Consider the following 26,363-nt stretch of genomic DNA (forward strand, 5'->3'; position numbering starts at 1 on the left):
CACGGTTTCAATGGGGCGTTCCCGGACCAGACTCAGGTCCTGATCGAGGTCTTCCAGAAGGGCGTTCAGGTAGGCGTGTTCGGGAATCTCCCCCTTGATCGCGTGGGAGTTGAAGTCGCAGTAAGGGCATTTGCGCACGCACCAGGGCACGTGAATATACAGGCTCAGGGGCGGGCATGCCGCCACGGGCAGGGTGGCGGCCACAGTATTAAAGCTCCGCCCTGAGTTGGTCCAGAAGGCGGGCCAGAGCCCGGCCCCGGTGGCTGATCCTGCCTTTCTGCTCCCGCGTCAGTTCCGCAGCGCTGCATCCGTGCTCCGGTACCAGAAAGACCGGGTCGTAACCGAAGCCGCCTTGCCCGCGCGGCTCGGCAAGAATCCGGCCTGGCCAGCGGCCATGGCAGATGATCGGCGTGGGGTCGTCGGCATGGCGGAGATAAACCAGAACGCAGTGAAACTGAGCGCTGCGCTCTGCTTCTGGCGTGTCTTTCAACGCTGCCAGTAAAGCCTCGACATTATCACTGTCGGTTGCCTCATTGCCGGCAAAACGAGCGGAGCGAACGCCCGGGCGGCCGTCCAGGGCATCCACCGCCAGACCACTGTCATCGGCCAGCGCAGGCAGGCCGGTGGCTTTCGCCGCATGGCGGGCCTTGATAATGGCATTCTCAACAAAGGTAACCGCGGGTTCTTCGGCCTCTGATACGCCGAGCTCACCCTGGGGGACCGGTACCAAACCCAGTGGCGCGAGCAGATCGGTCAGTTCGGCAACCTTGCCCTTGTTGTTGCTGGCGATGACGAGTTTCCGGGTCATGGTATCAGTCATTGAACAGGGTATGGGAAAAACGGACAGGCAGATCTTCCTGGTGGCCGCTGGGGCGCGCCGTGACGTTGAACGTCATCAGATCTCCGGATTGATACTGGTACTGGGCAATGAAGTACACCGCATCACCTTCCTGAATGCGCCGGAACGCCAGGAATTTCACTTGCTGGATATCGTTGGAGACCTGGCCTTCCACCTGCCCGCTGACGGGCTGAATCTGGCCATGCTCGTCTTCGGTCATGATGGAGATGTTGACGATGCCGATGCCCCGGCTGCGTTGCAGGTTGTTGGCCTGTGCCACTTCCGGCGCCAGGAAGGTGCTGGGGAATACACTCCAGTGCACCTGATACTTTCCGAAATCCTTTTGTCCGGCCTGGCTGGTGATCGATACCAGCATAAGCCCGAACGCCAGGACGAGTGTTTTACTTGCAGTCAGAAGGTTCATCATGTGGTCTCCCGTGTGATGCGGTAGATGGCGATTTCCCCCAACAGATTGGGCCACAGCCGCGCCAGCCAGCTGTTCTGGTGCTGCCCGTCCACTACCCGGCGGCTTTTGATCTTGATGCCTTTCTGCCGGCACAGCGCTTCAAAATCCTTGAAGGTGCAAAGGCGGATATTGGGGGTGTTATACCATTTATACGGCAGTGCGTCGGATTCGGGCATGCGGCCGCTCAGGGCCAGGCCCCAGCGCAGCCGCCAGTGGGCAAAGTTGGGGAAGGTGACGATGCCTTCGCGACCCACCCGCAGCATTTCATCAATCACTTTGTCGGGGCGGCGCACCGCCTGCAGGGCCTGGGTCATCAGGACAATATCGAACATGCCATCGTCGAAATTATCCAGGCCCTGGGTATCCAGGTTCTGTTCGATCACCCGTACCCCCCGGCCCATGCAGGTGGTGATGTGGTCCGGGTTGATCTCCAGGCCAAATCCGGTGGCATTGCGCTCCCGCTGCAGGAAGTCCAGCAGGGTGCCATCGCCGCAACCCAGATCCAGGATGTGGTGGCCGGGGCGTACCCATTGCTGAATAATTTCAAGATCTGCTCTCATGCGCCGACCTCCCGTGCTACCCGGTCCATATACGCAGTAAAGATGTCGGTGTATCTGGGGGTCGGGATCAAAAAGGCATCGTGGCCCCAGGGTGCATCAATTTCGGCATAGCTCACGCGCTTTCTGGCGGAAATCATGGCATTGACCATTTCCTCCGAGCGCGCTGGCGAGAATCGCCAGTCGGTGCTGAAGGACAGTACCAGGTATTCGCATTGTGCCGGCGCCAGGGCCTTGGACAGATCGCCGCCGAAGTCGTAGGCGGGGTCAAAGTAGTCCAGTGCCCGGGTCATCAACAGATAGGTGTTGGCGTCGAAGGTTTCGGAAAAACGCTCACCCTGGTAGCGCAGGTAGCTTTCCACCTGGAACTCGGCGTCGAATCCGAATTTGTAGGCTTCCTCACGCAGTTCTCGGCCGAATTTTTCGCCCATGGAGGCGTCTGAAAGATAGGTGATGTGGCCAACCATCCGGGCCAGCATCAGGCCGCGCTTCGGCACCAGGTTCTCGTCGTAGTAGCGGCCCTCGAAAAATTCCCGGTCCGAGATGATGGCTTGCCGTGCGACTTCGTTGAAGGCGATGTTCTGTGCGGTCAGGCGTGGAGTCGAGGCGATGACGACGGAATGCCTTAGCCGGTCCGGGTAGTCCAGGCTCCACTGCAGGGCCTGCATGCCTCCGAGGGAGCCGCCAACCACAGCGGCCCATTGCTGAATGCCCAGATGATCGGCCAGCCTCGCCTGGCTGGCGACCCAGTCGGCCACGGTAACCACCGGGAAATCCGGGCCATAGGGCTTGCCGGTTTCCGGGTTGTTGGAGTTGGGGCCGGTGCTGCCGTGGCAGCCACCGAGATTGTTCAGGCTGACCACGAAAAAACGGTTGGTATCAATGGGCTTGCCGGGGCCGATACAACTGTCCCACCAGCCCGGCTTGCGGTCGTCCAGTGAGTGGTAGCCTGCGGCATGGTGATGGCCGCTGAGTGCGTGGCAGATCAGTACGGCATTGCTGGCATCGGCGTTGAGCTTGCCATAGGTTTCCACCACCAGATCGTAGCTTTCCAGTGTCTGGCCGCAGGCCAGCTCCAACGGCGTGTCGAAGTGGATGGTTTTCGGGCTTACAAGGCCCACGGAATCCGAGGGCAGGGAATCAGGCATGGGTGTGATGAGTTCCTGGTTCGGTCCACTGGTGTCTGGCCACAGGCCTTGGCTGGCACCGGAACTGGCGCCAGCACTGCAGTTTAAAGGCGGGGGGAGGTTGCTGCAACCGGCGTTAAGGGTGCCTGTCTGGCGAGCCGCACCAAAGTAGTGCGGCTCGCCAGTGCCTGGTTACATGGCGCCGGAAATATTGACGACTTTTTGCTGGATCATCGTGGGTGCCGGCTTGCGAATCTGGCGCATCATGGCGTCGGCCAGTTCCAGCTGCTTGCGCAGGTCTGCCGTGGCATGATCCAGACGCTGGCGTTCGGCCCGGCTGTCCCGATCGGTGCGAACCATGTCGCGCAGGCGGCGGATCTGGTGCTCAAGCAGCTGTTTCTGTTCCATGGAGAACTGCATGATTGGCAGCAGGGCTTCGTGTGGCCAGCGCTCTACATCTTTGCGCACCCGGCCATGCAGCGTACGGGCCTCGCTCACCATCACATTGAAGAAGCGGCGGACCACCGTTGACTGTTCCGACAGCAGATTCTTCGGGTTATTGCGGAAACGTCGGGCTTTCTTGCGCAATTCACGAATGGCAATCACATGCCGGCCGGCCCGTAGCGGAATGGGCTCCAGGTGCCGGGCGCGGGTGTCTTCGTTGTATCTGCGATAGATGGCGCCTACCATTTTCTCCGCGAGCCGCCCTTCGCTCAGCAGGTTAGTGAGGTCGCTCTCCAGGAGTTCGAAAAAGTGTTCCATGGCCCGGTTCATGCCGGCCGTGGTCCAGCTTTTCGACATCATTTTCCGTACCTGGCTGGCGTGCTGCTCAAAGCGATCTTCGCTGACCAGCTTGGTGAGCATGTCACCCTGGGATTCCATCAGCCGACGCGATGAACGCAGAGTGATCAGCTTCTTGTAGTAGAAGTCATAATCCTTCTGGGCCCGTTCCGCGAGCCGGGACAGCGCGGCCTTGTCGAGGGTGGCGCCGGCGCAGGCCTGGCGTTCTTCTTCCAGGGCATCCAGGCGGTACTGCATGGCCGCCTGGCTGTTCTGTAGCATTCCCAGCAAGTCGTTGATCAGGTTCTGGGTAATCAGCTGCTCCTTATGCATCAGGATGCGCTGAATGATCAGCTGCTCCAGCTTACCGATGTTGGAGCGGTCGAACAGGTTGTTGTCTTTGCGAACCCGTGCCAGCAATCCCTGTTTTGCAGAGAGAGGAATAACGTCCTGCTGGCGGATGCCCAGATGGTCCGCGGTGTAGTTGCGAACACGGTCAATGGATTCCTGGGTGTGCTTCTCGCCCTGAAGGTCGTCCCATAGAACGTCGATCTTGTTGAGAACTGCAAACCGGCCGGCCCGGTGGTCGGCGTGCTCGGTATCGATATGCTCTTTCCAGATCGTCATGTCACTGGCTGTGACGCCAGTATCCGCGCTGAGCACAAAGATAACGGCATGGGCCCGGGGCAGCATGCTGATGGTCAGTTCGGGTTCCGAGCCAAGGGCGTTCAGGCCCGGAGTATCAAGAATGCGCAGGCCGCGCTCGAACAGGGGGTGGCGAATGCTGATCTGGGCATTACGCCAGGCCGGTACCAGCACATTACCGGGATTATTGCGATCGTGTTCCAGCATGGCCTCGTCGAAGCCCAGCTCCCGGGCCTCTTCCGGGCTCACGCTCTTGATCCGGGCAACTTCTGCCAGCACTTCGCGCATGACGTCCGGGTTGCGCTCGTCAAGCTCGTGCCGAATCCACTGTTCCGGCTTCTTGCGCAGCTGTTGCAGAGACAGATCGCCTGTGCGGGTTTCGATCGGGAGCAAAAGCAGATAGTTCTGGTTGGCGCTGCGATCAAAAAACAGCTCGGTCGGACACATGGTGGTGCGCCCGGCCTGGGATGGCAGCATGCGCTGGCCGTATTCCGAGAAAAACAGGGCGTTGATCAGCTCCGTCTTGCCACGGGAGTATTCACCAACAAAAGCGATGGTCAGCTCATCCTCAATGAGCAGCTCCAGTCCGTGACGAATACGGGTGCTGATGTCTTCTGAAAACAGGTTGTTATCCTGCAGCCACAGCCGATAGCGGCCAATCTGCCGGATCAGTTCCTTTTTCCAGTTGTGATACGCCTCAACCTGCTGCGACAGAGTTCCCTGCGGGTTCATCGGATAATCCTTCTGCGCGACTTCCGGGTATGTCCTGAGTGAGTAAGTGATGGTGAACACGTGTCGCCAATCGCTCGCCCAGATTAAATGCGTTTAATAATAACCTGTTTTGTTAATGTTTGAGGGTGCGCGAGTCGGCATTTCAGGGAATGGGGCGGGATCTTTCATTAAAAAGGCTGACAATTCATAAGGTTGAATTGTCAGCCGGCGATAGTAACAAATCAGTGTATTGTGTAACGAAATGTATATTCGAGACGCGTGTTACATTCCGAGCCCGATTGAGCCCAGCCCGGCCGCCACTTTCATGTGATCAATGACCACGGTAATCACGTTCAGAATCAGGAACACGATGATTGGCGAAAGATCCAGGCCGCCCATGGAGGGCATGATATTGCGCACGGGGCGCATCACCGGTTCGGTGATCTGAGCCACCAGTTGAATGGCCGGGTGGCCACTCTGGGGGGCAATCCAGCTGACCACAACCACGGCAATGACCGACCAGAAGTAGATCTTCACGATCAGGCTGAGTACGTTCAGCACGGCCCAAACCAGCAGAGTAACCGGATTGATGGCGGGAATGCCGCCGTTCAGTGCGACCAGAATGAGGAAGAAGGTAATGGCCTGGATTAAAACCGCCAATACCAGGGATGCGCCGTCAATGCCGCCCCAGCCCGGAATGAAACGCCGCAGGGGACGCAGTGGCGGGTTGGTGGCCTTGACCACAAATTGTGAAATGGGATTGTAGAAATCCGCCCGCGCCAGCTGCAACAGAAACCGCAGCAAAACGATGGTCATATAGAAAGTGGACGCAATCAGCAGGATCGTAATGACAATATCTGCCAGCATGAAGCTGAGTCTCCGTTATCGGTTACTGTTTATCGGCCAGTTCTCTGGACATCTCGCGTGAGCGCTCGAAGGCGGCGCTGTAGGCTTTTTTTACCAGATCGCGCAGGCCGCCTTCCTCGAAGGTGTTGATGGCTCGTTCAGTGGTGCCACCGGGGGACATCACGTTGCGTTTGAGCTGGCCGGGGTCATCCTCGCTGCGCGCGGCCATCTCGGCGGCTCCGGCCATGGTCTGAATGGCGAGGGCGCGAGCCGTTTCGGACTCAATGCCGGCTTCGGTTGCGGCGGACTCAAGTGCTTCCAGCATCAGGAAGAAATAAGCGGGGCCGCTGCCGGAAAGGGCGGTGACACTGTGCAGAAGGTTTTCGTCGTCAACCCACAGTGCCGAGCCGATGCTCTCGAACACTTTCTGTACCGCATTTCTTTGATCGTCTTTCACCTGGCTGTTGGCGAACAGACCGGCGGCCCCTTTGCCCACCAGAGACGGGGTGTTGGGCATCACCCGAACCAGCGGCAGCCCGCCACCAAGCCAGGTATCCAGTGTGTCGGCCGTCAGCCCGGCCGCAATGGAAACCATCAGCGGGCGGGTGTTCTGAACTACCGGGGCAATGTCCCGGCAAACGTCGCCCATCACCTGGGGTTTGACCGCAAGCACCACAATGTCCGCCTGCTGGGCGCAATAGCGGTTGTCGGTGGTAACACTGACGCCGAAGCGCTTGCGGATCGACTGAAGATGGCCGTCATCCGGGGCGCTCACCCAGATGTCGCCGGCCTGAAATCCGCTATCCAGCATACCGCCGATGATGGCGCTGGCCATGTTGCCGGCGCCGATGAAAGAGATGGTGGGTGATCTGCTCAAGGTTCACTCCCGGTCTTGATCGTTTGAATCGTTGGTTCGGATGATAGCAGGAACCGCAGCGTTCAGCTCTGGCTGTGTTTGGCCGGGCGGGCGCCGAACAGGGCCGTACCGACACGAACCCAGGTGGCACCTTCGGCAATAGCCATTTCCAGATCATCTGACATGCCCATGGAGAGGGTGTCCAGCGGGCCGGCTTCAGGATGCCCCTGCCGCAGCTTTGTCAGGGTGGAGGCCAGCTTCCGGAAGCTCAGCCGCAGCTCGGCCTCGGGTTGGTCCGGGTCCGGAATTGCCATTAATCCCCGCAGGCGCAGATTGGGCAGTTCGCCAATGGCCTCGAGCAGCTCATCAAGCTCGTCCAGCGTGCAGCCGGACTTGCTGTCCTCATTGTTGATGTTCACCTGCAGGCAGATGTTGAGCGGCGGCAGGGTCTCTGGCCGTTGTTCGCTGAGCCTGCGGGCGATTTTTAATCGGTCAACGCTGTGAACCCAGGCAAAGGCTTCGGCAATCTGGCGGGTTTTGTTGGACTGGATCGGGCCAATAAAGTGCCACTCGATGCCCTCAGTGCCGGAGAGTGCCTGCATTTTATCCAGAGCTTCCTGCAGGTAGTTCTCGCCAAACGCGACCTGGCCGGCTTCGAAAGCGGCCTTCAGATCCTCCGCCGGGCGGGTCTTGCTTACCGCCAGAAGGCGCACGCTGCCGGGCTCCCGGCCAGCCTGCAATGTTGCTTTTTGTATGCGTCGGGTTACGCTCCCGATGTTGTCTGCTATGCTGCTCATAATGTGAGTTTGCCGCTTCTGGACTAAAAGAAAAAGCCCTCCGAGGAATCCTATGGATATTACTGAACTGCTTGCCTTTTCGGCCAAACAGGGTGCGTCGGATTTGCACCTGTCTGCCGGTTTGCCCCCAATGATTCGTGTCGACGGCGATGTGCGCCGGATCAACCTGCCCCCCATGGAGCACAAAGAAGTGCACGGGTTGATCTACGACATCATGAACGACAAGCAGCGTAAGGACTACGAAGAGTTCCTGGAAACCGACTTCTCGTTCGAAGTCCCCGGCGTGGCCCGCTTCCGGGTTAACGCCTTTAACCAGAACCGCGGTGCTGGCGCGGTATTCCGTACGATCCCCTCGAAGGTTCTGACCATGGAAGATCTGGGCATGGGCCAGGTTTTCAAGGATATTTCTTCTGTGCCTCGTGGTCTGGTACTGGTAACCGGGCCTACCGGTTCCGGTAAGTCCACCACCCTGGCGGCGATGATGGATTACATCAACGATACTCGCTACGAGCACATCCTCACCATTGAGGATCCGATCGAATTCGTGCACGAATCCAAAAAGTGTCTGGTGAACCAGCGGGAAGTGCATCGGGATACCCTGGGTTTTAACGAAGCCTTGCGTTCGGCCCTGCGGGAAGACCCGGACATCATTCTGGTAGGTGAGCTCCGGGACCTGGAAACCATTCGTCTGGCGCTGACCGCTGCTGAAACCGGCCACCTGGTATTCGGCACCCTGCACACCACCTCCGCCGCGAAAACCATCGACCGGGTAGTGGATGTATTTCCTGCGGAAGAAAAGTCCATGGTTCGCTCCATGCTGTCGGAATCACTGCAAGCGGTTATCTCCCAGACTCTGATGAAGAAAATGGGGGGTGGCCGTATTGCCGCCCATGAAATCATGATCGGCACCGCCGCCATCCGGAACCTGATCCGGGAAGACAAGATCGCCCAGATGTACTCGGCCATTCAGACCGGTGGTTCCCTGGGTATGCAGACGCTGGACCAGTGCCTGGAGCGCTTGCTTCAGAAAGGTCTGATCTCCCGCGAGGCTGCGCGGGCCAAGGCGAAGATGCCGGATAACTTCTGATACTGAAAACTGGGTAGAAAAATGGAATTCGAGAAACTGTTACGGCTGATGGTAGAAAAGGGTGGTTCAGACCTGTTTATTACAGCAGGGGTGCCTCCCAGCATGAAGGTGAACGGTAAGGTGTTGCCCGTTACCAAGAATGCCCTGACGCCAGAACAGACGCGGGAGTTTGTCTACGGCGCCATGAATGACAAACAGCGCGCCGAGTTTGAAGAAACCCACGAATGCAACTTTGCCATCAGTGCCCGGGGCATTGGCCGCTTCCGGGTGTCGGCCTTCTTCCAGCGCAACCTTTGCGGCATGGTGCTTCGCCGGATTGAGGTGAAAATCCCCCAGATTGACGATCTGTCGCTGCCGGAGATCATCAAGGATCTGGCCATGACCAAGCGTGGCCTGATCATGTTTGTGGGTGCAACCGGTACCGGTAAGTCCACCTCGCTGGCGGCCATGCTTGGCCATCGCAACCGCAACAGTCGCGGCCATATCATCTCCATCGAAGACCCGATCGAATTCGTGCATCAACACCAGGGCTGTATCGTGACCCAGCGGGAAGTGGGTATTGATACCGAAAGCTTTGAGGTGGCTCTGAAGAACACTCTGCGGCAGGCGCCGGATGTCATTCTGATTGGTGAGGTGCGGACACGCCAGACCATGGAATACTCGGTTCAGTTCGCCGAAACCGGCCACCTGTGTCTGGCCACCCTGCACGCCAACAACGCCAACCAGGCGCTGGACCGGATTATCCAGTTCTTTCCGCCGGAGCAGCACAACCAGATCTGGATGGATCTGTCTCTGAACCTGAAGGCCATCGTCGCCCAGCAACTGGTTCCCACGCCGGACGGCAAGGGGCGTAAGGCGGTTATCGAGGTATTGATCAACACCCCGCTGGTGGCAGACCTGATCCGCAAGGGCGAAGTGCACAAACTCAAAGAGCTGATGGCAAAATCGAACGAGTCTGGCATGCAGACCTTCGATCAGGCTCTGTACAAGCTGTATGCGGAGGGTTCCATCACCTACGAAGATGCCCTTGCGCACGCAGATTCCGCCAACGATCTGCGCCTGATGATCAAGCTGGGTGCTGACGCCCAGGGTGCAGACAAGCTGTCTTCCTCCGTCGACAAACTCACCATTCAGGACGACTGACGTCCTCGTTTTCCGCCCCCGTTCACCGGGGGCGGCATCTAATACCAAAGTTGTAATTGGTTAGCGGCGCGAACCAGTAGCTTTGGCATTTGAGGCGGTTGCCATGTGCTGCGTATACTCCGCGCGATTCTAAAAAAGGAGACACCATGAACAAAAATACCAACGCACTCGTAAAAGCGATCCGTTTGGTGACGCTGGCAGCCGTAGCAGCACCGGCCAGCGTTCTGGCCGGCGGTTTTTCCCTGAACGAGCAGAGCGCCAGCCAGATGGGCGTGGCCAATGCCGGCGCTGCCGCCAACCCTGAGAATGCCACCACGGTTCTGTTCAACCCGGCCGGTATGAGCCAGCTTTCCGGCACCAATATTTCGTTTGGTGCGGCGGTGTTGGATATTGATGCTGAGGCGAAAAGTGGTGCGAAAGCGGTTAACCAGCTCGGCGGTGACGTAGAGGGATCCCGCGGTGGTGATATTGCTGATCCTGCGGTTCTGCCGAATTTCTATCTGACCCACGAAATCAACGATTCCATCGATGTAGGCTTCGGCATCCATGCGCCATACGGTCTGGCGGCAGACTACGACAATGACTTTGTGGGCCGTTACTTTGCCGACAAGACCGAGCTGACGGCGATTGCCTTTACGCCCTCTATTGCCATTAATAACGGCAAAGGCCTTTCAATGGGGGCAACGCTGAACATCATGTACGCCGAGGGCCGACTCAGTAAGTTCCAGGATATTCGAGGTGGGTTGGTTCAACGGGGGTTGCCACCAGCTCAAGCCAACGGGCTTGCAACGCAGTATGAGCAAGCATTTGGAGCTCCGTATGCGGATATTGAGGGCGATGATGTTGCAATCAATTTCCGGGTTGGTTTTTTGTACGAGCTGTCTGAGCAGACTCAAATCGGTTTGACTGCTCAAACAGGCACCGAGTTCGAGCTTGAAGGCGAAATTGAGCTTGAGGGCTATCCGGCTCCGAGTGCTCAGTCTCCCTTTGGTTTGGCACCGCAGACCCTGACCGAAAACGTTACGGTACCTCTCGCGATTCCTGAAAGCGCCACGCTGGGCTTGCGCCATCGATTGACTGATAATGTTACCCTTTTGGCGGGTGCTACTTATGCCCGTTGGAGTCGATTCGAAGAACTCGACATCAACAGTCGTGAGGGGCAATCGGGTGAGGTTTCGGCTGAGATTGGTCGAGTAGGTGATATGCCCATCACCCACATCACCGAAGAGTGGAAGAACACGTGGCAGTTCAACGTGGGTGGTATTTGGCAGGCTACGCCCGAGTGGGCTCTCAAAGCTGGCTATGCCTTTGATGAATCACCGGTCGACCAGTATGTTACCGCTCGTATTCCCTCTGAAGATCGCCATTGGCTCACCTTGGGTACTCAGTGGAAGGACGTGCAAAGTGGCTGGACGGTTGATGTGGCGGTAGGCACGCTGATCTTTGCCGACGACGCCAAGGTTGATGATCGTGAGTACAGTCACGCTGATCCGACGGGCCAGCCGATCTCAAATGCAAACTACCAGGCTGAATATGAACTCAGCGCCTGGAGCGCCGCATTCGAAGTCAGCAAAGCCTTCTGATTCTCGAATAGCCCTCTGAGGCTGATTCCTTCCGGAATCAGCCCACCACCTGGCCCCGGTAGATCACCTTTTTCTGCCGGGGGCAGTCAGGTTCCGACAGTTCCTCTGTAGCTTTTTTGGCACCTTCCTCCGCTATGGGTTGTCCGCGGTACATCCGTGGCGCAATTTCCTCTTCGATATTGGCGGTATTCAGCTCCGGTACTCTCTGTTTAAGCGCTTCCCAGGTATGAACCAGATGCTTTGAACGGGTTTTACGGGCGTACTCGGCCAGGTGTTGCTCCAGGCCATCTTCGTTAAGGTGCAGTTTTACGCCGAATTCAGACTGGATAAGCCGGCGGCACTGATGCACGAGTTTCAGAAGACTGGGGTCGAACAGCCAGTTGCGTTCGCTGGTTGCGGAATTCATCGCTTGGACCTCGCATTGGTGTCACTGCATGGGGCGAAGGGCCCCGAGACATCGGAGGACAATGCAGAATTCGTGCCTCAGTGCCGATGGCCGTCTTTGCTGGTGTCTGCGAGGGTGTGGGCGGAGAGTCTGCCCTGTTCCTGTGCCCGGAAGCGGGATGTTGTTCAGAAACAGGGCGTTATCCGAAGTTGCGGGGCTTTTAGTGAGCCTGGTCCCAGTTGTCACCCACACCGGCTTCCACCAGCAGTGGCACATCCAGGCTGGCGGCGGCGGACATGCGCTTGACCAGGCCTTCTTTGACTTTGTCTACGGCCTCTTCGCGAACTTCGATGATCAGTTCGTCGTGGACCTGCATGGTCATGCAGGCATCGTTCGCGTGTTCTCTGCGTAGCCAGTTGTCTACCTCGATCATGGCCCGCTTGATGATATCGGCGGCCGTGCCCTGCATGGGCGCATTGATGGCGGTGCGCTCGGCGGCCTGCTGCAGCTGCTTGTTACGTGCGTTGATCTCTGGCAGGTACAGGCGGCGGCCGTAGAGCGTTTCCACGTAGCCGTCGTCATGGGCCTGTTTGCGGATGTTGTCCATGTATTTGAGTACGCCGGGGTAACGCTCGAAATACCGGTCGATGTACTCCTGAGCGGTTTTCCGGTCCACTTCCAGCTGGCGCGAGAGTCCGAATGCCGACATCCCGTAGATCAGCCCGAAGTTGATCGCCTTGGCACTTCGGCGCTGGGCGCCGGTTACCTCATCCACCGCCACGCCGAAGACTTCGGCTGCGGTGGCCTTGTGAATGTCTTCGCCGTGCTCGAACGCAGTCAGTAACCCTTTGTCGCCAGACAGGTGGGCCATGATGCGAAGCTCAATCTGGGAGTAGTCGGCGGCCAGCAGCTTGTAGCCTTTCGGGGCAATAAATGCCTGGCGTATGCGTCGGCCTTCCTGGGTCCGAATCGGAATGTTCTGCAGGTTGGGTTCCGATGAAGACAAACGTCCTGTCGCTGTCACTGCCTGATGATAGGAAGTGTGCACTCGCCCGGTGCGGTGGTGGATAAGCTCGGGAAGGGTGTCAGTGTAAGTGGACTTCAGCTTGCTTAAACTGCGGTGCTCGACAATCAGCCGGGGCAGTTCGTGCTCGTGGGCCAGCTCCTGCAGAACCGGCTCGGCCGTAGACGGGGCGCCCTTGGGTGTCTTTTTGATGACCCGCAGGCCAAGTTTGTCGTAAAGGATGGCCTGCAATTGTTTGGTGGAGCCCAGGTTGAAAGCTTCGCCGGCAACCTCGTGCGCTTCCTTCTCCAGTTCAGCCATGCGCTCGGCAAGTTCCTGGCTGTGCTGGCGCAGCGTGCTGGCACTGATCAGAGTGCCCCGCTGTTCCATCCGGGACAGCACAGGGACCAGCGGCAGGTCGATTTCCCGGTAGACAGATTCCAGTTTGCCGGTGTTTTTCAGCTTCGGGGCAAGAGTCTGGTGCAGGCGCAGAGTGATGTCAGCGTCTTCGGCGGCGTAGGGCCCCGCTCTTTCCAGATCGATCTGGTTGAAGGTCAGTTGCTTGGCACCTTTGCCAGCAATCGATTCGTAGGTGATGGTTTCTTCATCAAGATAGGTTCGGGCCAGGCTGTCCATGTCGTGGCGGGTGCCGACCGAATTCAGCACGTAGGACTCCACCATGGTGTCCTCGGCGATGCCCTCCAGCTGTATGTCATGGTTGGCCAGCACATTTTTGTCGTACTTGAGGTTCTGCCCGACCTTTTTGTGTTTCGGGTCTTCGAGCAGCGGCTTCAGCTGTTCCAGTACCGAGTCACGGTCCAGTTGTTCCGGGGCGCCCATGTAGTCGTGGCCCAGTGGCACGTAAGCGGCCTTTCCCGGCTCGACGGCAAACGACACGCCGACAATTTCGGCATCCATGTAGCGGAGGCTGGTGGTTTCGGTGTCGAAGGCGAACAGATCGGAATCTTTGAGTTTTTTCAGCCACTCGTCCAGGTCCGCCTGCTCGGTAATGACTTGATATTGCTTCTCCACCGAAGGTTTCGGCTGTGGCTGGCTATTCTGGGAGCCGTCGTCTGATGAGGAGCCGTTTTCCAGTTCCGCGATCCAGGTGCGGAATTCGTACTCTTTGAAGAGCTCCAACAGACTGGCGTCGTCCTGCTGGCGTTCCTGAAGATCTTCCAGCCCGAATTCGAGTTCCACATCGGTCCGGATGGTGGCCAGCTCCCGGCTCAGGGGCAGGGTGTCGGTTGCTTCCCTGAGGTATTCGCCGATCTTGCCCTTGATTTCGTCGGCATGTTCAATGAGGTTGTCGAGGTTGTCGTAGCTCTGCAGCCATTTGACGGCGGTTTTCGGGCCGCATTTGTTTACACCGGGAATGTTATCGACTTTGTCACCCACCAGGGCGAGGTAATCGATGATCTGCTCCGGGGTAACACCAAACTTTTCAACGACCCCGTCCCGGTCCATGGCGGTTTCGGTCATGGTGTTGATGAGGGTCACGTGGTCGCTGACCAGTTGGGCCATGTCCTTGTCGCCGGTAGACACGACCACATCGATGCCCTTGCTGGTGGCTTCATGGGCCAGGGTGCCGATGACATCGTCGGCCTCGACGCCGGGCACGATCAACAGCGGTAAGCCCATCGCCCTGACAATCTCGTGAATGGGCTCAATCTGTACCGCCAGATCATCCGGCATGGGGGGGCGATTGGCTTTGTATTCCTCATACATGTCGTGCCGGAAAGTCTTGCCCTTGGCATCAAATACCACCACGGTTTTTGAGCCCGGAAAGTCCTGTTCAATCCGCCGCAACATGCTGATTACGCCTTTGATGGCGCCAGTCGGGTGATTCTTGCTGGTGGTCAGTGGCGGCAGGGCATGGTAGGCACGGAACAGGTAAGACGATCCGTCCACCAGAACCACGGGAGGGTTGGTTTGTTCAGTCATATCAAAACAGGTCCGGATTCTGATTGAAGCGTGGATTGGCTTGTGCAACTCTAGCCAGAAAGATGAACCAAAGGGTACCACGAAAATGAAACGAATCGCCTGTTCCGCCCTGCTGTGGGGCTGCTTCTCTGCGCCGTTGCTGGCCCAGGATGAAGGGGCTCTGGATGCCACCCCGGTGGTTACCCCTCAGGAACCTGTGGTTATTTCCGATTACCAGCCGCCGGAGGGTGGTGCGGAGATTGTTATTCGCCCCGGCGAGAAAGAAGTGTTTTATGAGTATCGGGTGAATGGCCAGCTGATGGAGATCAAAGTGGTGCCTGACATTGGCCCGGAATACTACCTGGTGCCGGCCGACGGCGGTGGCTGGGTTCAGGATACCGAGTCCGACCTGCTCGTGCCCAGTTGGGTGATCTTCCGCTGGTAACCCGTCCTTCCGGTCAGATCAGGTTGACCTCAACCGGGTCTGATCGCCTGCTTTCCAGGCCATCCACATCAATGGTTGTGATTGAGAACTCGTAGGCGCCGGGCTGCATCTCCGACAGGGTGTATCGGGTTTTGCTGCCATCGTTCAGCGGAATGACGCTGAAGCTCTCCTGATGTTTCAGTCGGTAATAGATGCGGTAACCGGCAATCTGACCAGGTGTCAGTGCTGAGCCGTCTTCACGGGTGAGCGGTGGGTTCCATACCAGGGTCTTCGGGATGTCGGCGCCAGGTGGCTGTGGCGTTTCCTGATCGTCCGGCTGGCTTTGGCCGAGCGTGGCAAGCAGGTCGCCCTGCGCCTGTTTCAGGCGGCTGTCTGCCATCTCCGAAGCGCGTTTTGAATCCAGTTTACTGGCTCGCGTGTCTTCCTGGCAGCCGGCCAGAAGTATGGCAAACAGGCAAAGGAGTGTGGCCGCGGTTCGTGACAGCGGACTGGGATAAAGCGTTCTCTTCATAACTACTCGCATACGGGGCGCTGCAGGCGCGCCCTCTGGTATTCGTTCGTATGGAGCCTGAATACAACCGGGAGACGGGCTTCGTTAAAACAGTGTGCGATTATGCCAGCGAGTATTCTGTGATCAAGTGAATAATCGGTAAAAACCCCTATCTGTGTTTAGTATGAACATTCTAATTTTTGGCCGTACTTTGGTAGGTGAAAGTTACCAAAGGCTCTGCAAAACGCGGTGCCGAAACGACTCGGAAAACAGGGAGAACCACCATGGGTAAACTGAAATCCTATCAGGAACAGCTGCAAGACATCGTTGAGAAAGGCATCAACGCGGCTGAAGAGCAGCAGAAGAAGCTGGCGTCCAAGCCGTTTGATTATGCAGAAAAGCTGGAGGCGGAAGCGCGCGAGTACAGCGTAAAGACCCTGCGCAAGCGTTACAACGGCTACTCCGAGAACCTGTTCGAGCAGCTGCGTTCGCTGAACTCCCGCTTTGGCAATTTCGCCGCTGAGCTGGTTGCGAAGCTGGAAAAAGAAGCTGCCGAAGGTGCGGACGCCGTTTCTGAAGCAGCCGATGATGTTTCAGAAGCCGCTCAGGATGCCAAGAAGTCCGTAACCGCCAAGAAGCCGGCTGCGCGCAAGACCACTGCCCGCAAGCCTGCGGCCAAGAAAACCACTGCCGCCACTGCTTGATTCGGCGAGTTGGTGAGTCATTCGCAAAGGGCGCTCGGTTGAGCGCCCTTTGTCATTAGTGGAGCTTAGTTTTCTTCCGGCTCCAGGGGGAGTGTTCGTGTCTCCCCGGTGATTTCTTCCAGGCGCTTGATGTCTGATTCGTAGGCCTTTTTCATTTCGCCGATATCCTGCCGCTGAGCGGAAATCTCCCGCTCGATATCTCGAATCTGGGCTTCGAGCCTGCGGATTTTCTCCAGCGTCGTTTCCGGGATGTCCCGGCCAGCGCGCTCCATATCCGCCGCGCGGCTCTGCTCGCTGTCGAGCTGGCTGGAAATTACTGAAATGTTCCCGCGCTTCAGCTGGATAATGCCTTCCAGTTCGCGGATCTTGCGATGCATGGCGCGCACAGCCTGATCCGGATGGCTGAAGCGTTTCAGGAGCAGACGATCCTGCTCCTGCTGGATTTCCAGTTGCTTCTGGCGCTCTTTCTCGGCTTCCCGGGCGGCGATTTCTTCTGCGGTGGGGGCGGGGGCAACGGTTTCGACCACCCGGCCGTTGTTGCTCAGGATATCGTAACCACGTTTGGTCGCTTCCTGGGGAATGGTGTTGCTGATAACCAGCCGTCCGTTTTCATCCGTGTAACGGTACATGGTTGCCTGGGCGCCGGCCGCAAACAGCAGTCCGAAAGCCGCAACGCCGGCAACAACAGGAGAAACGGTCAGATGGTGACGCATTCATCAGACTCCGTAGCGGTCCCGGTAGCTGGCCACGTTCTCCGCATGGCCGGCAAATTCCGGATTGGCCTTCAGGTAGTCCAGTACCTGTTCAAGACGAATGATGCTGACAACGGGGATGCCGAACTCTTTCTCGACTTCCTGGATGGCGGACAGTTCACCGTTGCCCTTTTCCTGTCGGTCCAGGGCAATCAGCACGCCGGCCGGTTCGGCTCCGGCGGCCCGGATGATGTCGATAGATTCCCGGATGGCCGTGCCTGCGGTAATCACGTCGTCAACAATCAGTACCTTACCTTGTAGTGGGGCGCCAACAATATTGCCACCCTCACCATGATCTTTCTTTTCTTTGCGGTTAAAGGCAAAAGGTTTGCTGTTACCGTCTGTTGCAAGTGCCATGGCGGTTACCGTGGCCAACGGAATGCCCTTATAGGCAGGCCCGAAAATGATGTCATAATCCAGCCCGCTGCGTGCTATCGCAGCGGCATAGGCCTTGCTTAACTCAAGCAGGTCGTTTCCGGTGTTGAACAGTCCGGCATTGAAGAAGTAGGGGCTGGTGCGCCCGGATTTGAGTGTGAATTCTCCAAAACGCAGCACATTCCGCTGGATGGCAAACTCAATGAATTTTTGCTGATAGTCATGCATGGCAAGGCTTCTGGCGGGGTTTGATCTTTAATTAAAGCGTAAAAACGGTATCATACACACAAACCGAATCAGGGAACACGTATGCGGGTAGTATCAATCAGCGTCAATGGTCTTGAGCAGGCTGTTGAAAAGGGTTTTTTTGACTGGCTTGCCGAACAGGACGCTGATGTGGTCTGTGTGCAGGACCACCGCATGCGCGCCTACGAAATTGAAGACAGGAACCTGATTCCGGAAGGCTACGAGGCCTACTTCATTGATGGTGAACTGAACGAACACGGTGGTGTCGGCATCTACACCCGTCATTTCCCGAAGGCCATCATGTATGGCTTTGCCAATGAGCAGGCAGACCGGGAAGGCCGCTTTATCCAGGCCGACTTCGACAAGGTTTCCGTTGCCTGCGTGCTCGCGCCCTGTGCCCTCGGCCGCGAGGAAGAACTGATCGGTGAAGACGACCTGACAGTGCTCGATCACAAAGACGAGTTCATGGAAGCCTTTGGCATTCATATGCAGAAAACCCTGCGCAAACGTCGTCAGTTTATTCTATGCGCGAATCTTCAGACCGCTCATCATGTAACCGACGCAAGCCCGCTTTATCACAAGACCGATTTCTCCGGTTTCCTGCCCCATGAGCGGGCATGGCTGGATCGTTTGTTTGATGAAATGGGCTGTATTGATGCGTTCCGCGAGATCAACAAGCAGAGCAATCAGTTCACCTGGTGGCCGGAGCAGACTGAGGGTTCCCGTAAGAAGGCGGGTATCCGGGTGGATTATCACCTGCTGACACCGGGTATTCGCAAGACCATTCGCGATGGCTGGATTGATGACGAGACCCGGTTCTCTGATCATGCCCCTGTGATCATGGATTACGATATCGAGATCGGCTTCTAGGCTTTGAGATCGTCGGTCGCGTTTTCGGGGGAGGTCGCCGTTGCGGAAAGCCTCCCCCAGAACCGCTACGAGCACATCCATGTGCGCTTCTCTCCGGCCATCCATGGCCTCCGAAATTCTGGGGGAGGCTTTCCGCAACGCCGCCCCAGACTTCTGATTTAGCCTTCCAGGGCTTCTTGCTGGATCTCAAACAACTGGTTAATGGCTTTTCTCGCCAGCGTAAGCATGGCGTCCAGTTCTGTCTGTTCGAACGGCGCACCTTCCGCAGTTCCCTGAATTTCAATAAAGCCGCCCTGGTCGGTCATGATCACGTTCATGTCGGTTTCGGCTTCGGAGTCTTCCGGGTAGTCCAGATCGGCTACCGGGGTGCCCCTGTAGACACCGACAGATACCGCCGCCACCATCTGTTTGAGAGGTGATTTCTTCAGGCGTTTCTCTTTTACCAGGTGATTCAGCGCGTCTACCAGGGCCACGCAGCCACCGGTGATCGCAGCAGTGCGGGTGCCGCCGTCGGCCTGGATCACGTCACAGTCGATGGTGATGGTGTGTTCGCCCAGCGCTTCGAGGTCCACTGCGGCGCGCAGGCTGCGACCGATCAGGCGCTGGATTTCCACGGTGCGGCCACCCTGTTTTCCACGGGCAGCTTCCCGGCCCATGCGGCTGCCGGTGGAGCGGGGCAGCATGCCGTACTCGGCGGTGATCCAGCCTTTGCCTTCGCCGCGCAGGAACGGTGGCACTTTGTTCTCGACAGAGGCAGTACAGATCACCTTGGTATCGCCGAATTCCACCAATACCGAGCCTTCGGCGTGGCGCGTGTAGTTCCGGGTGATGCGGACGTCTCTGGGTTGCTCAGGCGTTCTGCCGCTTGGTCGCATAGTGTGTCCTGTTTCTGAATATGAATGTCCGGCTGGTGCCGGTCGGGCGTTTTGAAAGGGCAACGAGTATAGCACGTAGCAAGCGACCGGCGGGGGAGGCTGCGTGCCCCTTTGGTCGGGTTCGCCGCTCCGGGTGTTTGCCTGTTAAACTCGATGTTCCTTTGACGAACACTGGAGTCACTATGATCCGCAGCATGACTGCTTTTGCCCGCAAGGACGCCCAGGGTGACTGGGGTACTCTTACTTGTGAGATTCGTACGGTGAATCACCGCTATCTGGAACCTTCGTTCCGATTGCCGGAGGCTTTTCGTGAGCTTGAGAACCGGTTTCGGGAGGAATTGCGCAAGCAGGGCTTGAAGCGGGGCAAGGTCGATATCTCCATGCGCCTGCAGTCGGCCGAGAGTGATGTCCAGGGCTTTGAAATCAGTGATGAGATGGCCCGGGCTGTGAATGAGGCGGCCAATCATATCAACCGTATGCTGGATAACCCGGCCCACATCAATGCGCTCGATATTCTGCGCTGGCCGGGGGTGATGTCTTTGCCCGAAAAGGACTACAGCGCGGCGAAGGAGGCAGCGGCAGATCTGTTTGCCGATACCGTGGCTGAGTTGACGAGTGTGCGCGAACGGGAAGGCGAGCGTCTGAGGCCGTTGTTCGAGGATCGTCTGGCCACCATGGGTAAGCTGGTGGCAGAGGTGCGTGAGAAAATGCCGCAACTGCTGGCCGCCCAGGAGCGGAATCTGAAAGACCGGTTTGAGAAGGCGAAAGTGGAGCTGGATCCGGAGCGTGTAGCCCAGGAAATGGTCATGCTGGCCCAGAAAAGTGATGTGGCGGAGGAGCTGGACCGGCTGGATGCCCACATCAGTGAGGTTACCGACACCTTGAAGAACGACGATGCTATCGGCCGGCGCCTGGATTTTCTGATGCAGGAGCTGAACCGCGAAGCCAACACCCTCAGCAGCAAAAGCATCGATGCGGCGGTTACCCGTATTGCGGTGGATCTCAAGGTGTTGATCGAGCAGATGCGGGAACAGGTGCAGAATCTGGAGTGAGGTATAAGCCGGGGTGGTTGGTGCCTCCCCGGCGTTCGTGCGGTTTACTCCGCCGGCTTGATGGCGAGCAGGTCGGTCCGCAAATGCGTCAGCACCTTTTCGGCCGTGTTGCCGATGACACGGGCGGCCAGGCCGGTTTTACCGGTGGTGCCGACGACGACCATGTCGGCCTTGATCCGGTTGGCAACACTGGGAATGATCTTTTGAGCAGGGCCAGATTCGATGTGGACCTGTTCCGGCATCAGGTGCCAGGTGTTGCACAGGTGTTCAATCTGCGGTTTCAGGGCCGCTTCCCGTTTTCTGGCGTGGGCCAGAGGGTCGATGATGTCCAGGTCGGCCAGAACCACCGAGGTATGAAGTGCGTGCACCAGGTGCAGCTCTGTTTCCAGAGCCTTCGCCAGATGCCAGGCGCGATCAATGATGCGATTGTTCAGGGCTTTCTTCACGGGTTTGTCGGAGCTCAGGTCCACCGCCGCCAGGATTGGCCGAGCCTTGTTCCATTTGTTCTCCGCCACCAGCATCACCGGTGACGGGCACTCGCGAATCAGGTGCCAGTCGGTTGGGGTATACAGGAAGGTTTCTGAGCGATGGCCCGTCTTTACCACGACACCAACGTTCTCTTTCTGGCACTGGGCAATTACCCACAGGTGAATGTGCTTTTCCCAGACCGTTCGGGCATGGATCTTCAGATCATTGCAATCGGCCAGCGCCAGCATCTGTTCCAGCCATTTCTGGCGATGTTCCATGAGCGCCTGTCGGGCCCGTTGTTGTACCTCCGGATCGCCCGGCAGTGCATCCAGATATTCATGCACAAACGCCACGACCTCCACCGCTGCGCCCGTTGCCCGGGCCAGTGCCACGCCACGGGCGAGGGCGGTTTGGTCTTTATGGTGGTGATCCATGATGATCAGGAGTTTTTCCATGGCGGTATCCGTTTACTGTGGGTGTTTGCGGTCATACTAACAGCTGAACCCGGGCCGGGATGCGGAGATAAGTCAAACCCCGTATAATTTGCCGCTTTCTGGCCATGCGTGTTGGCCGCAAACTGTTGTTCAGGAGTCTTCAAGCCATGAAGCAGGCCGGTGGGCAGGGTACCCTGTTTGTGATTTCCGCTCCTTCCGGCGCGGGCAAGACCAGCCTCGTGTCGGAAATACTCCGTCAGGATTCCCAGTTGGGGGTGTCGGTATCCCACACCACTCGCCCGATGCGCGATGGAGAGCAGGATGGCGTGAACTATCACTTCATCAGCCGGGATGAGTTCGAGGCCATGATTGCCCGGGGTGATTTCCTGGAGCATGCGGATGTTTTCGGCAACTACTATGGCACCTCCCAGGTGTGGGTGCGGGAAACTCTCGCTACCGGGCAGGATGTGATCCTGGAGATTGACTGGCAGGGGGCGGAACAGGTGCGCCGGCTGATTCCGGAATGTGTGAGCATTTTCATTGTGCCGCCCTCGGCTGAAATCCTGCGCCAGCGACTTGTTGGCCGTGGTACTGACGCGCCGGAAGTCATCGAACGGCGGCTGTCGGAGGCGGAGGAAGAGTGCCGGCACGCGGTCGAGTTTGATTACCTGGTGGTCAACGATGACTTTGCGGTGGCATTAGCTGATCTGCTGGCCATTGTCCGCAGTGAGCGGCTGAAAATGGCCACCCAGCAGGTTCGCCACGGTGAGTTGCTGCGGGACTTGTCCGCTCACGGGTGATGGTGGTTTTCACTGTATACAAATTGAGCCGGGGCCAGTAAACTACGCGGTCTGCTAAATCAGTGATTCTTTTTGTTCGGGGAAGATAATGGCACGAGTTACCGTTGAAGATTGTCTGGAAAACGTAGATAACCGATTCCAGCTGGTCATGCTGGCCACCAAACGCGCCCGCCAGATCGCCACCAAGGGTGCCGAGCCGATGGTTGCGGAAGAGAATGACAAGCCGACCGTTATTGCCCTGCGTGAGATTGCAGAAGGCAAGGTGACCCGCGATCTTCTGCTGGAAGAAGACGACGACTGAGTTCGTCCGGTTGCCGGCGATGCGTAAAAATACGTGCCGGTAATTGAGAAGCATTGAAATCTGCCTCCGCAGTTTTATAGTGTAACTATAGAACCTGCCAGGAAGGACAACGGAAGCCCGGATGCACGCATTCGGGCTTTTTTGTCCCCGGTATACTGAGAACGATGGAGGCGCGGTGGTCGCAGCAGAGGCAACGGTAGAAGAGCTGGCCAGAGAGCTCAGTTCCTACCTCGATACCAATCGCATCAATCAGGTGCGACGGGCCTACTATTACGCCGAGCAGGCCCACGAGGGCCAGATGCGCAAAAGCGGCGACCGTTATATTACCCACCCCCTGGCTGTGGCCGGAATTCTTGCCGACCTCCGGCTTGACCATCAGAGCCTGATGGCCGCCATGCTGCACGATGTCATTGAAGATACCGGTATTCCGAAAGACGCGCTGGCGGAGCAGTTCGGAGACGATGTGGCCGAACTGGTGGATGGTGTCTCCAAACTGACCCAGATTGAATTCCGCTCCCGGGCTGAAGCCCAGGCGGAAAACTTCCAGAAGATGACCCTGGCAATGGCCAAGGATATCCGGGTGATTCTGGTGAAGTTGGCGGACCGCCTGCACAACATGCGCACCCTTGGCCCCATGCCGTACGAGAAGCGCCTGCGTATAGCGACCGAAACCCTCGATATCTATGCGCCCATTGCCAATCGCCTGGGTATGCATTCCATCTGTACCGAGCTGGAAGATCTGGGCTTTTCCTCGCTCTATCCCATGCGCTCCAAGTACATCTCCAAGGCGGTGGAGAAGCTTCGTGGCAGTCACCGGGAGATTATTGAGGACATCCGGGGAAAATTGCAGGAAAAGCTGGAGGAGCGTGGGCTGCCGGGCCGCATTCTGGGGCGGGAGAAACACCTGAACTCCATCTACAACAAGATGAAGTTCAAGCAGAAATCCTTCCATGAAATCATGGACGTGTATGCGTTCCGGATCATCACGGATACCGAGGATAACTGTTATCGCATACTTGGTGCCGTGCACAGTCTCTACAAGCCGCTGCCCGGGCGTTTCAAAGATTACATCGCCATGCCCAAGGCAAACGGCTATCAGTCCATCCACACCACCCTGTTCGGCATGCACGTGAACATCGAGATTCAGATCCGGACCGAGGAGATGGAGCACATTGCCAATAATGGTATTGCCGCCCACTGGATGTACAAGAACGAAGCCTCCGGCGTGACCACCATCAATCAATCCCGGGTGGATCGCTGGGTGAAGGGGCTCATGGAAATGCGCGAACGCGCAGATGATTCCATGGAGTTCATCGAACACGTCAAGGTGGACCTGTTCCCGGACGAGATTTATGTGTTTACGCCCAAGGGCCGGATTATGGAGCTGCCGAGCGGGGCAACTCCGGTGGACTTCGCCTATGCGATCCATACCGATATCGGTAACGCCTCTGTGGCGTGTCGCATCAATCGCAATCTGGCGTCGTTGAGCCAACCGCTGCAAAGCGGGCAGACCGTAGAAATCATCACCGCACCGGGCGCCCGCCCGAACCCTGCCTGGCTCAGTTTCGTGGTGACCGGCAAAGCCCGAAGCAGTATCCGGCATGTACTCAAAACCCGTAAACGGGCCGAGTCCATGGAGCTGGGCCGGACCCTGCTCAAACGCTCGCTCAAGGGTTTTGGTGCCAAGCTGTCGGATATCAGCGATGCCCAGAAGCAGGCGGTGGTTAATCATAACCAGGTCAACAGCTTTGATGATCTGATCAGCGATATTGGTCTGGGCAACCGTATGGCCTATCTGGTGGCCCGTCAGTTGGTGTCCGGTAATGACGTGATGGACGCGCCGGCCAACCTGGAAAATGCCCCGGACAGCAAGCAGGGCGCCGTTACCATTCGCGGCACCGAAGGGCTGTTGGTGCGCTTTGCCAATTGTTGCAAGCCCATTCCGGGGGACCCGGTGGTCGGCGTGATGGACTCCGGCAATGGCATGGTGATTCATTCAGACACCTGTTCCCGCCTGCCGGAGGACGATGAAGGTCGTGCCCGGCTGACTCACCTGAAATGGGCCAAGGACATTACCGACGAATTCTCGGTGGAGCTGCGGGTTGAACTGGAGCGCCAGCGCGGGGTGATTGCCGAAGTAGCGAACGCCGTTGCCATGGCAGACGGCAACATCGAGCGCATCAGTGTGGAAGACCAAAACGCGCGCTTCGGCATCGTCAGCCTGGTGGTACACGTGAATGGCCGCAAGCATCTGGCGCGGGTGATGCGCCGAGTCCGGAACATTCGTGCGGTGACCCATATCGGTCGGGTCCGGCACTGAGACCTTCGCGTGGTTGACAGTGGCCGCGCCCAGAGGTGACGATTGGCGTTTTGGAAAAGAGGAAATTACAGGTCATGACCAACAAATCTGTTATCCAGACCGAAAACGCCCCTCAGGCGATTGGTACCTACTCCCAGGCTGTTAAAGCCGGAGACACCGTGTATCTGTCTGGCCAGATTCCGCTGGACCCGGAAACCATGGAAGTGGTGGCGGGCGACTTTGCCGCCAAGACCCGTCAGGTGTTCGAGAATCTGAAAGCCGTGTGTGAAGCGGCCGGTGGCGAGCTCAAGGACATCGTCAAACTGAATATCTACATGACGGACCTGGCCAACTTCGCCACCGTTAACGAGATCATGGCGACCTATTTCCAGGAGCCGTATCCGGCACGCGCCGCCGTGGGTGTAGCCGCGCTGCCGAAAGGTGTTCCGGTGGAAATGGAAGCCGTTATGGTGCTCAGCTAAGCGTCAGAGCTTGCTGATCATCTCCCGGTACCCCGCCCGATAATCGGGGTACCGGAACTCGAAACCACTCTCCAGCAGTTTCCGATTACTGCAGCGCTTGCTGCCGGCTCGTCCACCCTTACGGGCGCCTTCCACCGGGGCTTTGCACGGCACCTGGTCGCGAACCCAGTCAACCACCTCATCCAGTCGAACCGGCTCGCAATCACTGGCGACGTACAGTGGCTCCAGGTTCTCACCGTTCAGGGCTTTTTGCGCAAGCCATGCCACGGCATTGGCGGCATCAACTTCGTGTATGCGATTGCTGAAAGGCGCGGGTGGTTGGGGATTCATGCGGCCTTCCAGGACTTCCTCAAGAAAGCGCTGACGGCTGGGGCCATAAATGCCGCTGAAGCGAACCACGGTGGCTGGATGCCCGCTGTTCAGGGCGGTGCGTTCGCCCTGGAGGATTTGTTGACCGGTGAACCGGTCCGGATCGGCAGGGCTGTTCTCATCGACCCAGCTGTCATCATTCTGCGCAAAGACGCTGGTGCTGCTGATAAAGATCAGCCGTTTGAGGGATTGCTCGCCGATGACGCTTAGCAAGTTCTGGAGGCCAGTGACATAGGCTTGATGATAACCCTGTTGGTCATAGCTGGAAGGCGTCAGGCAATAGATGACGATATCCAGGTGTTCCGGAAGCTTGCCGGCCATGGATTCCGGGCGGGTCAGATCCGCTCCGATCCCGGTTACTCCCGGGGGGACCCGATCCGGATTGCGGCGCAGCCCGTATACGTCTCCGGCGTCCAGCAGAACCGTGGCGATATCGCCCCCGAGCTTGCCGCAGCCCGCCACCAGAATTTGTGCCTTTTGCTTGTCATCAGTCATTGCCATAGACAATTTCAATCCTTATCCTTTGGCTGATAAAGTAAGTGAAACTTCGATCTGAGTACGCCAACCGGAGCTCACCATGACCCTCACCGAGTTACGATACGTTGTTACGCTTGCCCGGGAAAGGCATTTTGGCCGTGCCGCAGAGCGCTGTCA

General features: G+C 57.7%; 28 protein-coding genes and 1 pseudogene. 12 read left to right on the forward strand and 17 right to left on the reverse strand.

What is annotated here, in order from left to right:
• The 9 genes and pseudogenes from B3Y70_RS03265 to B3Y70_RS03305 all read right to left on the reverse strand — a co-directional run.
• Positions 1 to 204: pseudogene (locus B3Y70_RS03265) on the reverse strand (YggW family oxidoreductase); the annotation flags it as partial.
• A 4-nt stretch (positions 205 to 208) separates the two neighbouring features.
• Complete coding sequence (rdgB, locus tag B3Y70_RS03270) at positions 209 to 808, reverse strand: RdgB/HAM1 family non-canonical purine NTP pyrophosphatase (RefSeq protein WP_286893309.1); 600 nt, start codon at positions 806 to 808, stop codon at positions 209 to 211.
• A gap of 4 nt (positions 809 to 812) precedes the next feature.
• A complete protein-coding gene (locus tag B3Y70_RS03275) occupies positions 813 to 1,265 on the reverse strand; it encodes a DUF4426 domain-containing protein (protein WP_286893306.1) in 453 nt (150 codons plus the stop codon).
• Positions 1,262 to 1,864, reverse strand: a complete 603-nt coding sequence (metW, locus tag B3Y70_RS03280; protein ID WP_222197636.1) for a methionine biosynthesis protein MetW — start codon at positions 1,862 to 1,864, stop codon at positions 1,262 to 1,264. Before metW ends, B3Y70_RS03275 begins: the two co-directional genes overlap by 4 nt.
• Entirely contained in the window at positions 1,861 to 3,009 is a 1,149-nt protein-coding gene (metX, locus tag B3Y70_RS03285) for a homoserine O-succinyltransferase MetX (RefSeq protein ID WP_286893302.1), read from the reverse strand. Before metX ends, metW begins: the two co-directional genes overlap by 4 nt.
• A 171-nt stretch (positions 3,010 to 3,180) precedes the next feature.
• Positions 3,181 to 5,145 (reverse strand): dynamin family protein, encoded by a 1,965-nt coding sequence (locus tag B3Y70_RS03290; protein WP_288589188.1) that lies wholly within the window; start codon positions 5,143 to 5,145, stop codon positions 3,181 to 3,183.
• A 261-nt stretch (positions 5,146 to 5,406) separates the two neighbouring features.
• Complete coding sequence (locus tag B3Y70_RS03295) at positions 5,407 to 5,991, reverse strand: YggT family protein (RefSeq protein WP_011784079.1); 585 nt, start codon at positions 5,989 to 5,991, stop codon at positions 5,407 to 5,409.
• 22 nt (positions 5,992 to 6,013) lie between these two features.
• Positions 6,014 to 6,847: a pyrroline-5-carboxylate reductase gene (gene proC, locus B3Y70_RS03300; protein ID WP_113879490.1), complete on the reverse strand. Its 834-nt coding sequence runs from the start codon at positions 6,845 to 6,847 to the stop codon at positions 6,014 to 6,016.
• Between the two features lie 62 nt (positions 6,848 to 6,909).
• The gene (locus tag B3Y70_RS03305; protein ID WP_286893293.1) at positions 6,910 to 7,623 is read right to left on the reverse strand and encodes a YggS family pyridoxal phosphate-dependent enzyme; all 714 of its coding nucleotides are present in this window, start codon (positions 7,621 to 7,623) and stop codon (positions 6,910 to 6,912) included.
• Positions 7,624 to 7,675: 52 nt separating this feature from the next.
• Here B3Y70_RS03305 and B3Y70_RS03310 point away from each other — a divergent pair, with 52 nt between their 5' ends.
• The 3 genes from B3Y70_RS03310 (at position 7,676) to B3Y70_RS03320 (ending at position 11,436) form a co-directional block, all read left to right on the forward strand.
• Complete coding sequence (locus B3Y70_RS03310) at positions 7,676 to 8,710, forward strand: type IV pilus twitching motility protein PilT (protein ID WP_011784082.1); 1,035 nt, start codon at positions 7,676 to 7,678, stop codon at positions 8,708 to 8,710.
• A gap of 21 nt (positions 8,711 to 8,731) precedes the next feature.
• Positions 8,732 to 9,853 carry a PilT/PilU family type 4a pilus ATPase gene (locus B3Y70_RS03315; RefSeq protein WP_011784083.1) on the forward strand — a complete coding sequence of 374 codons (1,122 nt, stop codon included), beginning with the start codon at positions 8,732 to 8,734 and terminating at the stop codon, positions 9,851 to 9,853.
• A gap of 146 nt (positions 9,854 to 9,999) precedes the next feature.
• Positions 10,000 to 11,436, forward strand: a complete 1,437-nt coding sequence (locus B3Y70_RS03320; RefSeq protein ID WP_286714620.1) for an OmpP1/FadL family transporter — start codon at positions 10,000 to 10,002, stop codon at positions 11,434 to 11,436.
• A gap of 37 nt (positions 11,437 to 11,473) precedes the next feature.
• Here B3Y70_RS03320 and B3Y70_RS03325 read toward each other — a convergent pair whose 3' ends face one another.
• Both B3Y70_RS03325 and polA read right to left on the reverse strand, forming a co-directional pair.
• Complete coding sequence (locus B3Y70_RS03325) at positions 11,474 to 11,842, reverse strand: hypothetical protein (RefSeq protein WP_278350754.1); 369 nt, start codon at positions 11,840 to 11,842, stop codon at positions 11,474 to 11,476.
• Between the two features lie 199 nt (positions 11,843 to 12,041).
• Entirely contained in the window at positions 12,042 to 14,768 is a 2,727-nt protein-coding gene (gene polA / locus B3Y70_RS03330; protein WP_278350753.1) for a DNA polymerase I, read from the reverse strand.
• 85 nt (positions 14,769 to 14,853) lie between these two features.
• On the opposite strand from polA, the gene B3Y70_RS03335 reads away from it, so the two are divergent.
• Positions 14,854 to 15,192: a DUF2782 domain-containing protein gene (locus B3Y70_RS03335; RefSeq protein ID WP_278350752.1), complete on the forward strand. Its 339-nt coding sequence runs from the start codon at positions 14,854 to 14,856 to the stop codon at positions 15,190 to 15,192.
• A 13-nt stretch (positions 15,193 to 15,205) separates the two neighbouring features.
• Here the strand turns inward: B3Y70_RS03335 and B3Y70_RS03340 are convergent, their stop codons facing one another.
• Entirely contained in the window at positions 15,206 to 15,703 is a 498-nt protein-coding gene (locus tag B3Y70_RS03340; protein ID WP_226538210.1) for a fibronectin type III domain-containing protein, read from the reverse strand.
• Between the two features lie 263 nt (positions 15,704 to 15,966).
• Between B3Y70_RS03340 and B3Y70_RS03345 the strand changes: the two genes are divergently transcribed.
• Positions 15,967 to 16,386 (forward strand): hypothetical protein, encoded by a 420-nt coding sequence (locus tag B3Y70_RS03345; protein WP_011784089.1) that lies wholly within the window; start codon positions 15,967 to 15,969, stop codon positions 16,384 to 16,386.
• A gap of 65 nt (positions 16,387 to 16,451) precedes the next feature.
• Here the strand turns inward: B3Y70_RS03345 and B3Y70_RS03350 are convergent, their stop codons facing one another.
• Positions 16,452 to 17,099 carry a DUF4124 domain-containing protein gene (locus B3Y70_RS03350; protein ID WP_023008361.1) on the reverse strand — a complete coding sequence of 216 codons (648 nt, stop codon included), beginning with the start codon at positions 17,097 to 17,099 and terminating at the stop codon, positions 16,452 to 16,454.
• 3 nt (positions 17,100 to 17,102) lie between these two features.
• The gene (gene pyrE, locus B3Y70_RS03355) at positions 17,103 to 17,741 is read right to left on the reverse strand and encodes an orotate phosphoribosyltransferase (RefSeq protein ID WP_183580136.1); all 639 of its coding nucleotides are present in this window, start codon (positions 17,739 to 17,741) and stop codon (positions 17,103 to 17,105) included.
• 81 nt (positions 17,742 to 17,822) lie between these two features.
• Here pyrE and B3Y70_RS03360 point away from each other — a divergent pair, with 81 nt between their 5' ends.
• Positions 17,823 to 18,629: an exodeoxyribonuclease III gene (locus B3Y70_RS03360; protein WP_011784092.1), complete on the forward strand. Its 807-nt coding sequence runs from the start codon at positions 17,823 to 17,825 to the stop codon at positions 18,627 to 18,629.
• 158 nt (positions 18,630 to 18,787) lie between these two features.
• Here the strand turns inward: B3Y70_RS03360 and rph are convergent, their stop codons facing one another.
• Complete coding sequence (gene rph / locus B3Y70_RS03365) at positions 18,788 to 19,504, reverse strand: ribonuclease PH (RefSeq protein ID WP_286895914.1); 717 nt, start codon at positions 19,502 to 19,504, stop codon at positions 18,788 to 18,790.
• A gap of 182 nt (positions 19,505 to 19,686) precedes the next feature.
• Between rph and B3Y70_RS03370 the strand changes: the two genes are divergently transcribed.
• Entirely contained in the window at positions 19,687 to 20,556 is an 870-nt protein-coding gene (locus B3Y70_RS03370; protein WP_014420402.1) for a YicC/YloC family endoribonuclease, read from the forward strand.
• A gap of 44 nt (positions 20,557 to 20,600) precedes the next feature.
• On the opposite strand, the gene B3Y70_RS03375 is transcribed toward B3Y70_RS03370, so the two are convergent.
• Positions 20,601 to 21,479, reverse strand: a complete 879-nt coding sequence (locus tag B3Y70_RS03375) for a universal stress protein (RefSeq protein WP_199453078.1) — start codon at positions 21,477 to 21,479, stop codon at positions 20,601 to 20,603.
• A gap of 146 nt (positions 21,480 to 21,625) precedes the next feature.
• Between B3Y70_RS03375 and gmk the strand changes: the two genes are divergently transcribed.
• The 4 genes from gmk to B3Y70_RS03395 all read left to right on the forward strand — a co-directional run bounded on the left by gmk (position 21,626) and on the right by B3Y70_RS03395 (position 25,340).
• Positions 21,626 to 22,258, forward strand: a complete 633-nt coding sequence (gmk, locus tag B3Y70_RS03380; protein ID WP_199453080.1) for a guanylate kinase — start codon at positions 21,626 to 21,628, stop codon at positions 22,256 to 22,258.
• Positions 22,259 to 22,346: 88 nt separating this feature from the next.
• A complete protein-coding gene (gene rpoZ / locus B3Y70_RS03385; protein ID WP_011784168.1) occupies positions 22,347 to 22,559 on the forward strand; it encodes a DNA-directed RNA polymerase subunit omega in 213 nt (70 codons plus the stop codon).
• A 121-nt stretch (positions 22,560 to 22,680) separates the two neighbouring features.
• Positions 22,681 to 24,879, forward strand: a complete 2,199-nt coding sequence (locus B3Y70_RS03390; RefSeq protein ID WP_288589191.1) for a RelA/SpoT family protein — start codon at positions 22,681 to 22,683, stop codon at positions 24,877 to 24,879.
• A gap of 74 nt (positions 24,880 to 24,953) precedes the next feature.
• Complete coding sequence (locus tag B3Y70_RS03395; RefSeq protein ID WP_011784170.1) at positions 24,954 to 25,340, forward strand: RidA family protein; 387 nt, start codon at positions 24,954 to 24,956, stop codon at positions 25,338 to 25,340.
• Positions 25,341 to 25,343: 3 nt separating this feature from the next.
• On the opposite strand, the gene B3Y70_RS03400 is transcribed toward B3Y70_RS03395, so the two are convergent.
• Entirely contained in the window at positions 25,344 to 26,210 is an 867-nt protein-coding gene (locus B3Y70_RS03400) for an NAD-dependent epimerase/dehydratase family protein (RefSeq protein ID WP_288589192.1), read from the reverse strand.
• A 76-nt stretch (positions 26,211 to 26,286) separates the two neighbouring features.
• Here B3Y70_RS03400 and B3Y70_RS03405 point away from each other — a divergent pair.
• Positions 26,287 to 26,363: hypothetical protein (locus tag B3Y70_RS03405; protein ID WP_288589193.1), on the forward strand; the 77-nt coding region annotated here is incomplete at its 3' end.

Origin of the sequence: Marinobacter sp. UBA5687, assembly GCF_002420325.1 — a bacterium.
GTDB lineage: Bacteria > Pseudomonadota > Gammaproteobacteria > Pseudomonadales > Oleiphilaceae > Marinobacter > Marinobacter nauticus.

Coding starts and splice junctions, on each gene's coding strand:
- B3Y70_RS03305 (WP_286893293.1), bottom strand. CDS start 7,623: ATGAGCAGCATAGCAGACAACATCGGGAGCGTAACCCGACGCATACAA.
- B3Y70_RS03340 (WP_226538210.1), bottom strand. CDS start 15,703: ATGAAGAGAACGCTTTATCCCAGTCCGCTGTCACGAACCGCGGCCACA.
- B3Y70_RS03370 (WP_014420402.1), top strand. CDS start 19,687: ATGATCCGCAGCATGACTGCTTTTGCCCGCAAGGACGCCCAGGGTGAC.
- B3Y70_RS03325 (WP_278350754.1), bottom strand. CDS start 11,842: ATGAATTCCGCAACCAGCGAACGCAACTGGCTGTTCGACCCCAGTCTT.
- B3Y70_RS03360 (WP_011784092.1), top strand. CDS start 17,823: ATGCGGGTAGTATCAATCAGCGTCAATGGTCTTGAGCAGGCTGTTGAA.
- pyrE (WP_183580136.1), bottom strand. CDS start 17,741: ATGCATGACTATCAGCAAAAATTCATTGAGTTTGCCATCCAGCGGAAT.
- B3Y70_RS03345 (WP_011784089.1), top strand. CDS start 15,967: ATGGGTAAACTGAAATCCTATCAGGAACAGCTGCAAGACATCGTTGAG.
- B3Y70_RS03275 (WP_286893306.1), bottom strand. CDS start 1,265: ATGATGAACCTTCTGACTGCAAGTAAAACACTCGTCCTGGCGTTCGGG.
- B3Y70_RS03350 (WP_023008361.1), bottom strand. CDS start 17,099: ATGCGTCACCATCTGACCGTTTCTCCTGTTGTTGCCGGCGTTGCGGCT.
- polA (WP_278350753.1), bottom strand. CDS start 14,768: ATGACTGAACAAACCAACCCTCCCGTGGTTCTGGTGGACGGATCGTCT.
- rdgB (WP_286893309.1), bottom strand. CDS start 808: ATGACCCGGAAACTCGTCATCGCCAGCAACAACAAGGGCAAGGTTGCC.
- B3Y70_RS03395 (WP_011784170.1), top strand. CDS start 24,954: ATGACCAACAAATCTGTTATCCAGACCGAAAACGCCCCTCAGGCGATT.
- B3Y70_RS03400 (WP_288589192.1), bottom strand. CDS start 26,210: ATGGCAATGACTGATGACAAGCAAAAGGCACAAATTCTGGTGGCGGGC.
- metW (WP_222197636.1), bottom strand. CDS start 1,864: ATGAGAGCAGATCTTGAAATTATTCAGCAATGGGTACGCCCCGGCCAC.
- B3Y70_RS03310 (WP_011784082.1), top strand. CDS start 7,676: ATGGATATTACTGAACTGCTTGCCTTTTCGGCCAAACAGGGTGCGTCG.
- B3Y70_RS03290 (WP_288589188.1), bottom strand. CDS start 5,145: ATGAACCCGCAGGGAACTCTGTCGCAGCAGGTTGAGGCGTATCACAAC.
- B3Y70_RS03390 (WP_288589191.1), top strand. CDS start 22,681: ATGCACGCATTCGGGCTTTTTTGTCCCCGGTATACTGAGAACGATGGA.
- metX (WP_286893302.1), bottom strand. CDS start 3,009: ATGCCTGATTCCCTGCCCTCGGATTCCGTGGGCCTTGTAAGCCCGAAA.
- rpoZ (WP_011784168.1), top strand. CDS start 22,347: ATGGCACGAGTTACCGTTGAAGATTGTCTGGAAAACGTAGATAACCGA.
- rph (WP_286895914.1), bottom strand. CDS start 19,504: ATGCGACCAAGCGGCAGAACGCCTGAGCAACCCAGAGACGTCCGCATC.
- B3Y70_RS03375 (WP_199453078.1), bottom strand. CDS start 21,479: ATGGAAAAACTCCTGATCATCATGGATCACCACCATAAAGACCAAACC.
- B3Y70_RS03315 (WP_011784083.1), top strand. CDS start 8,732: ATGGAATTCGAGAAACTGTTACGGCTGATGGTAGAAAAGGGTGGTTCA.
- B3Y70_RS03295 (WP_011784079.1), bottom strand. CDS start 5,991: ATGCTGGCAGATATTGTCATTACGATCCTGCTGATTGCGTCCACTTTC.
- gmk (WP_199453080.1), top strand. CDS start 21,626: ATGAAGCAGGCCGGTGGGCAGGGTACCCTGTTTGTGATTTCCGCTCCT.
- B3Y70_RS03320 (WP_286714620.1), top strand. CDS start 10,000: ATGAACAAAAATACCAACGCACTCGTAAAAGCGATCCGTTTGGTGACG.
- B3Y70_RS03335 (WP_278350752.1), top strand. CDS start 14,854: ATGAAACGAATCGCCTGTTCCGCCCTGCTGTGGGGCTGCTTCTCTGCG.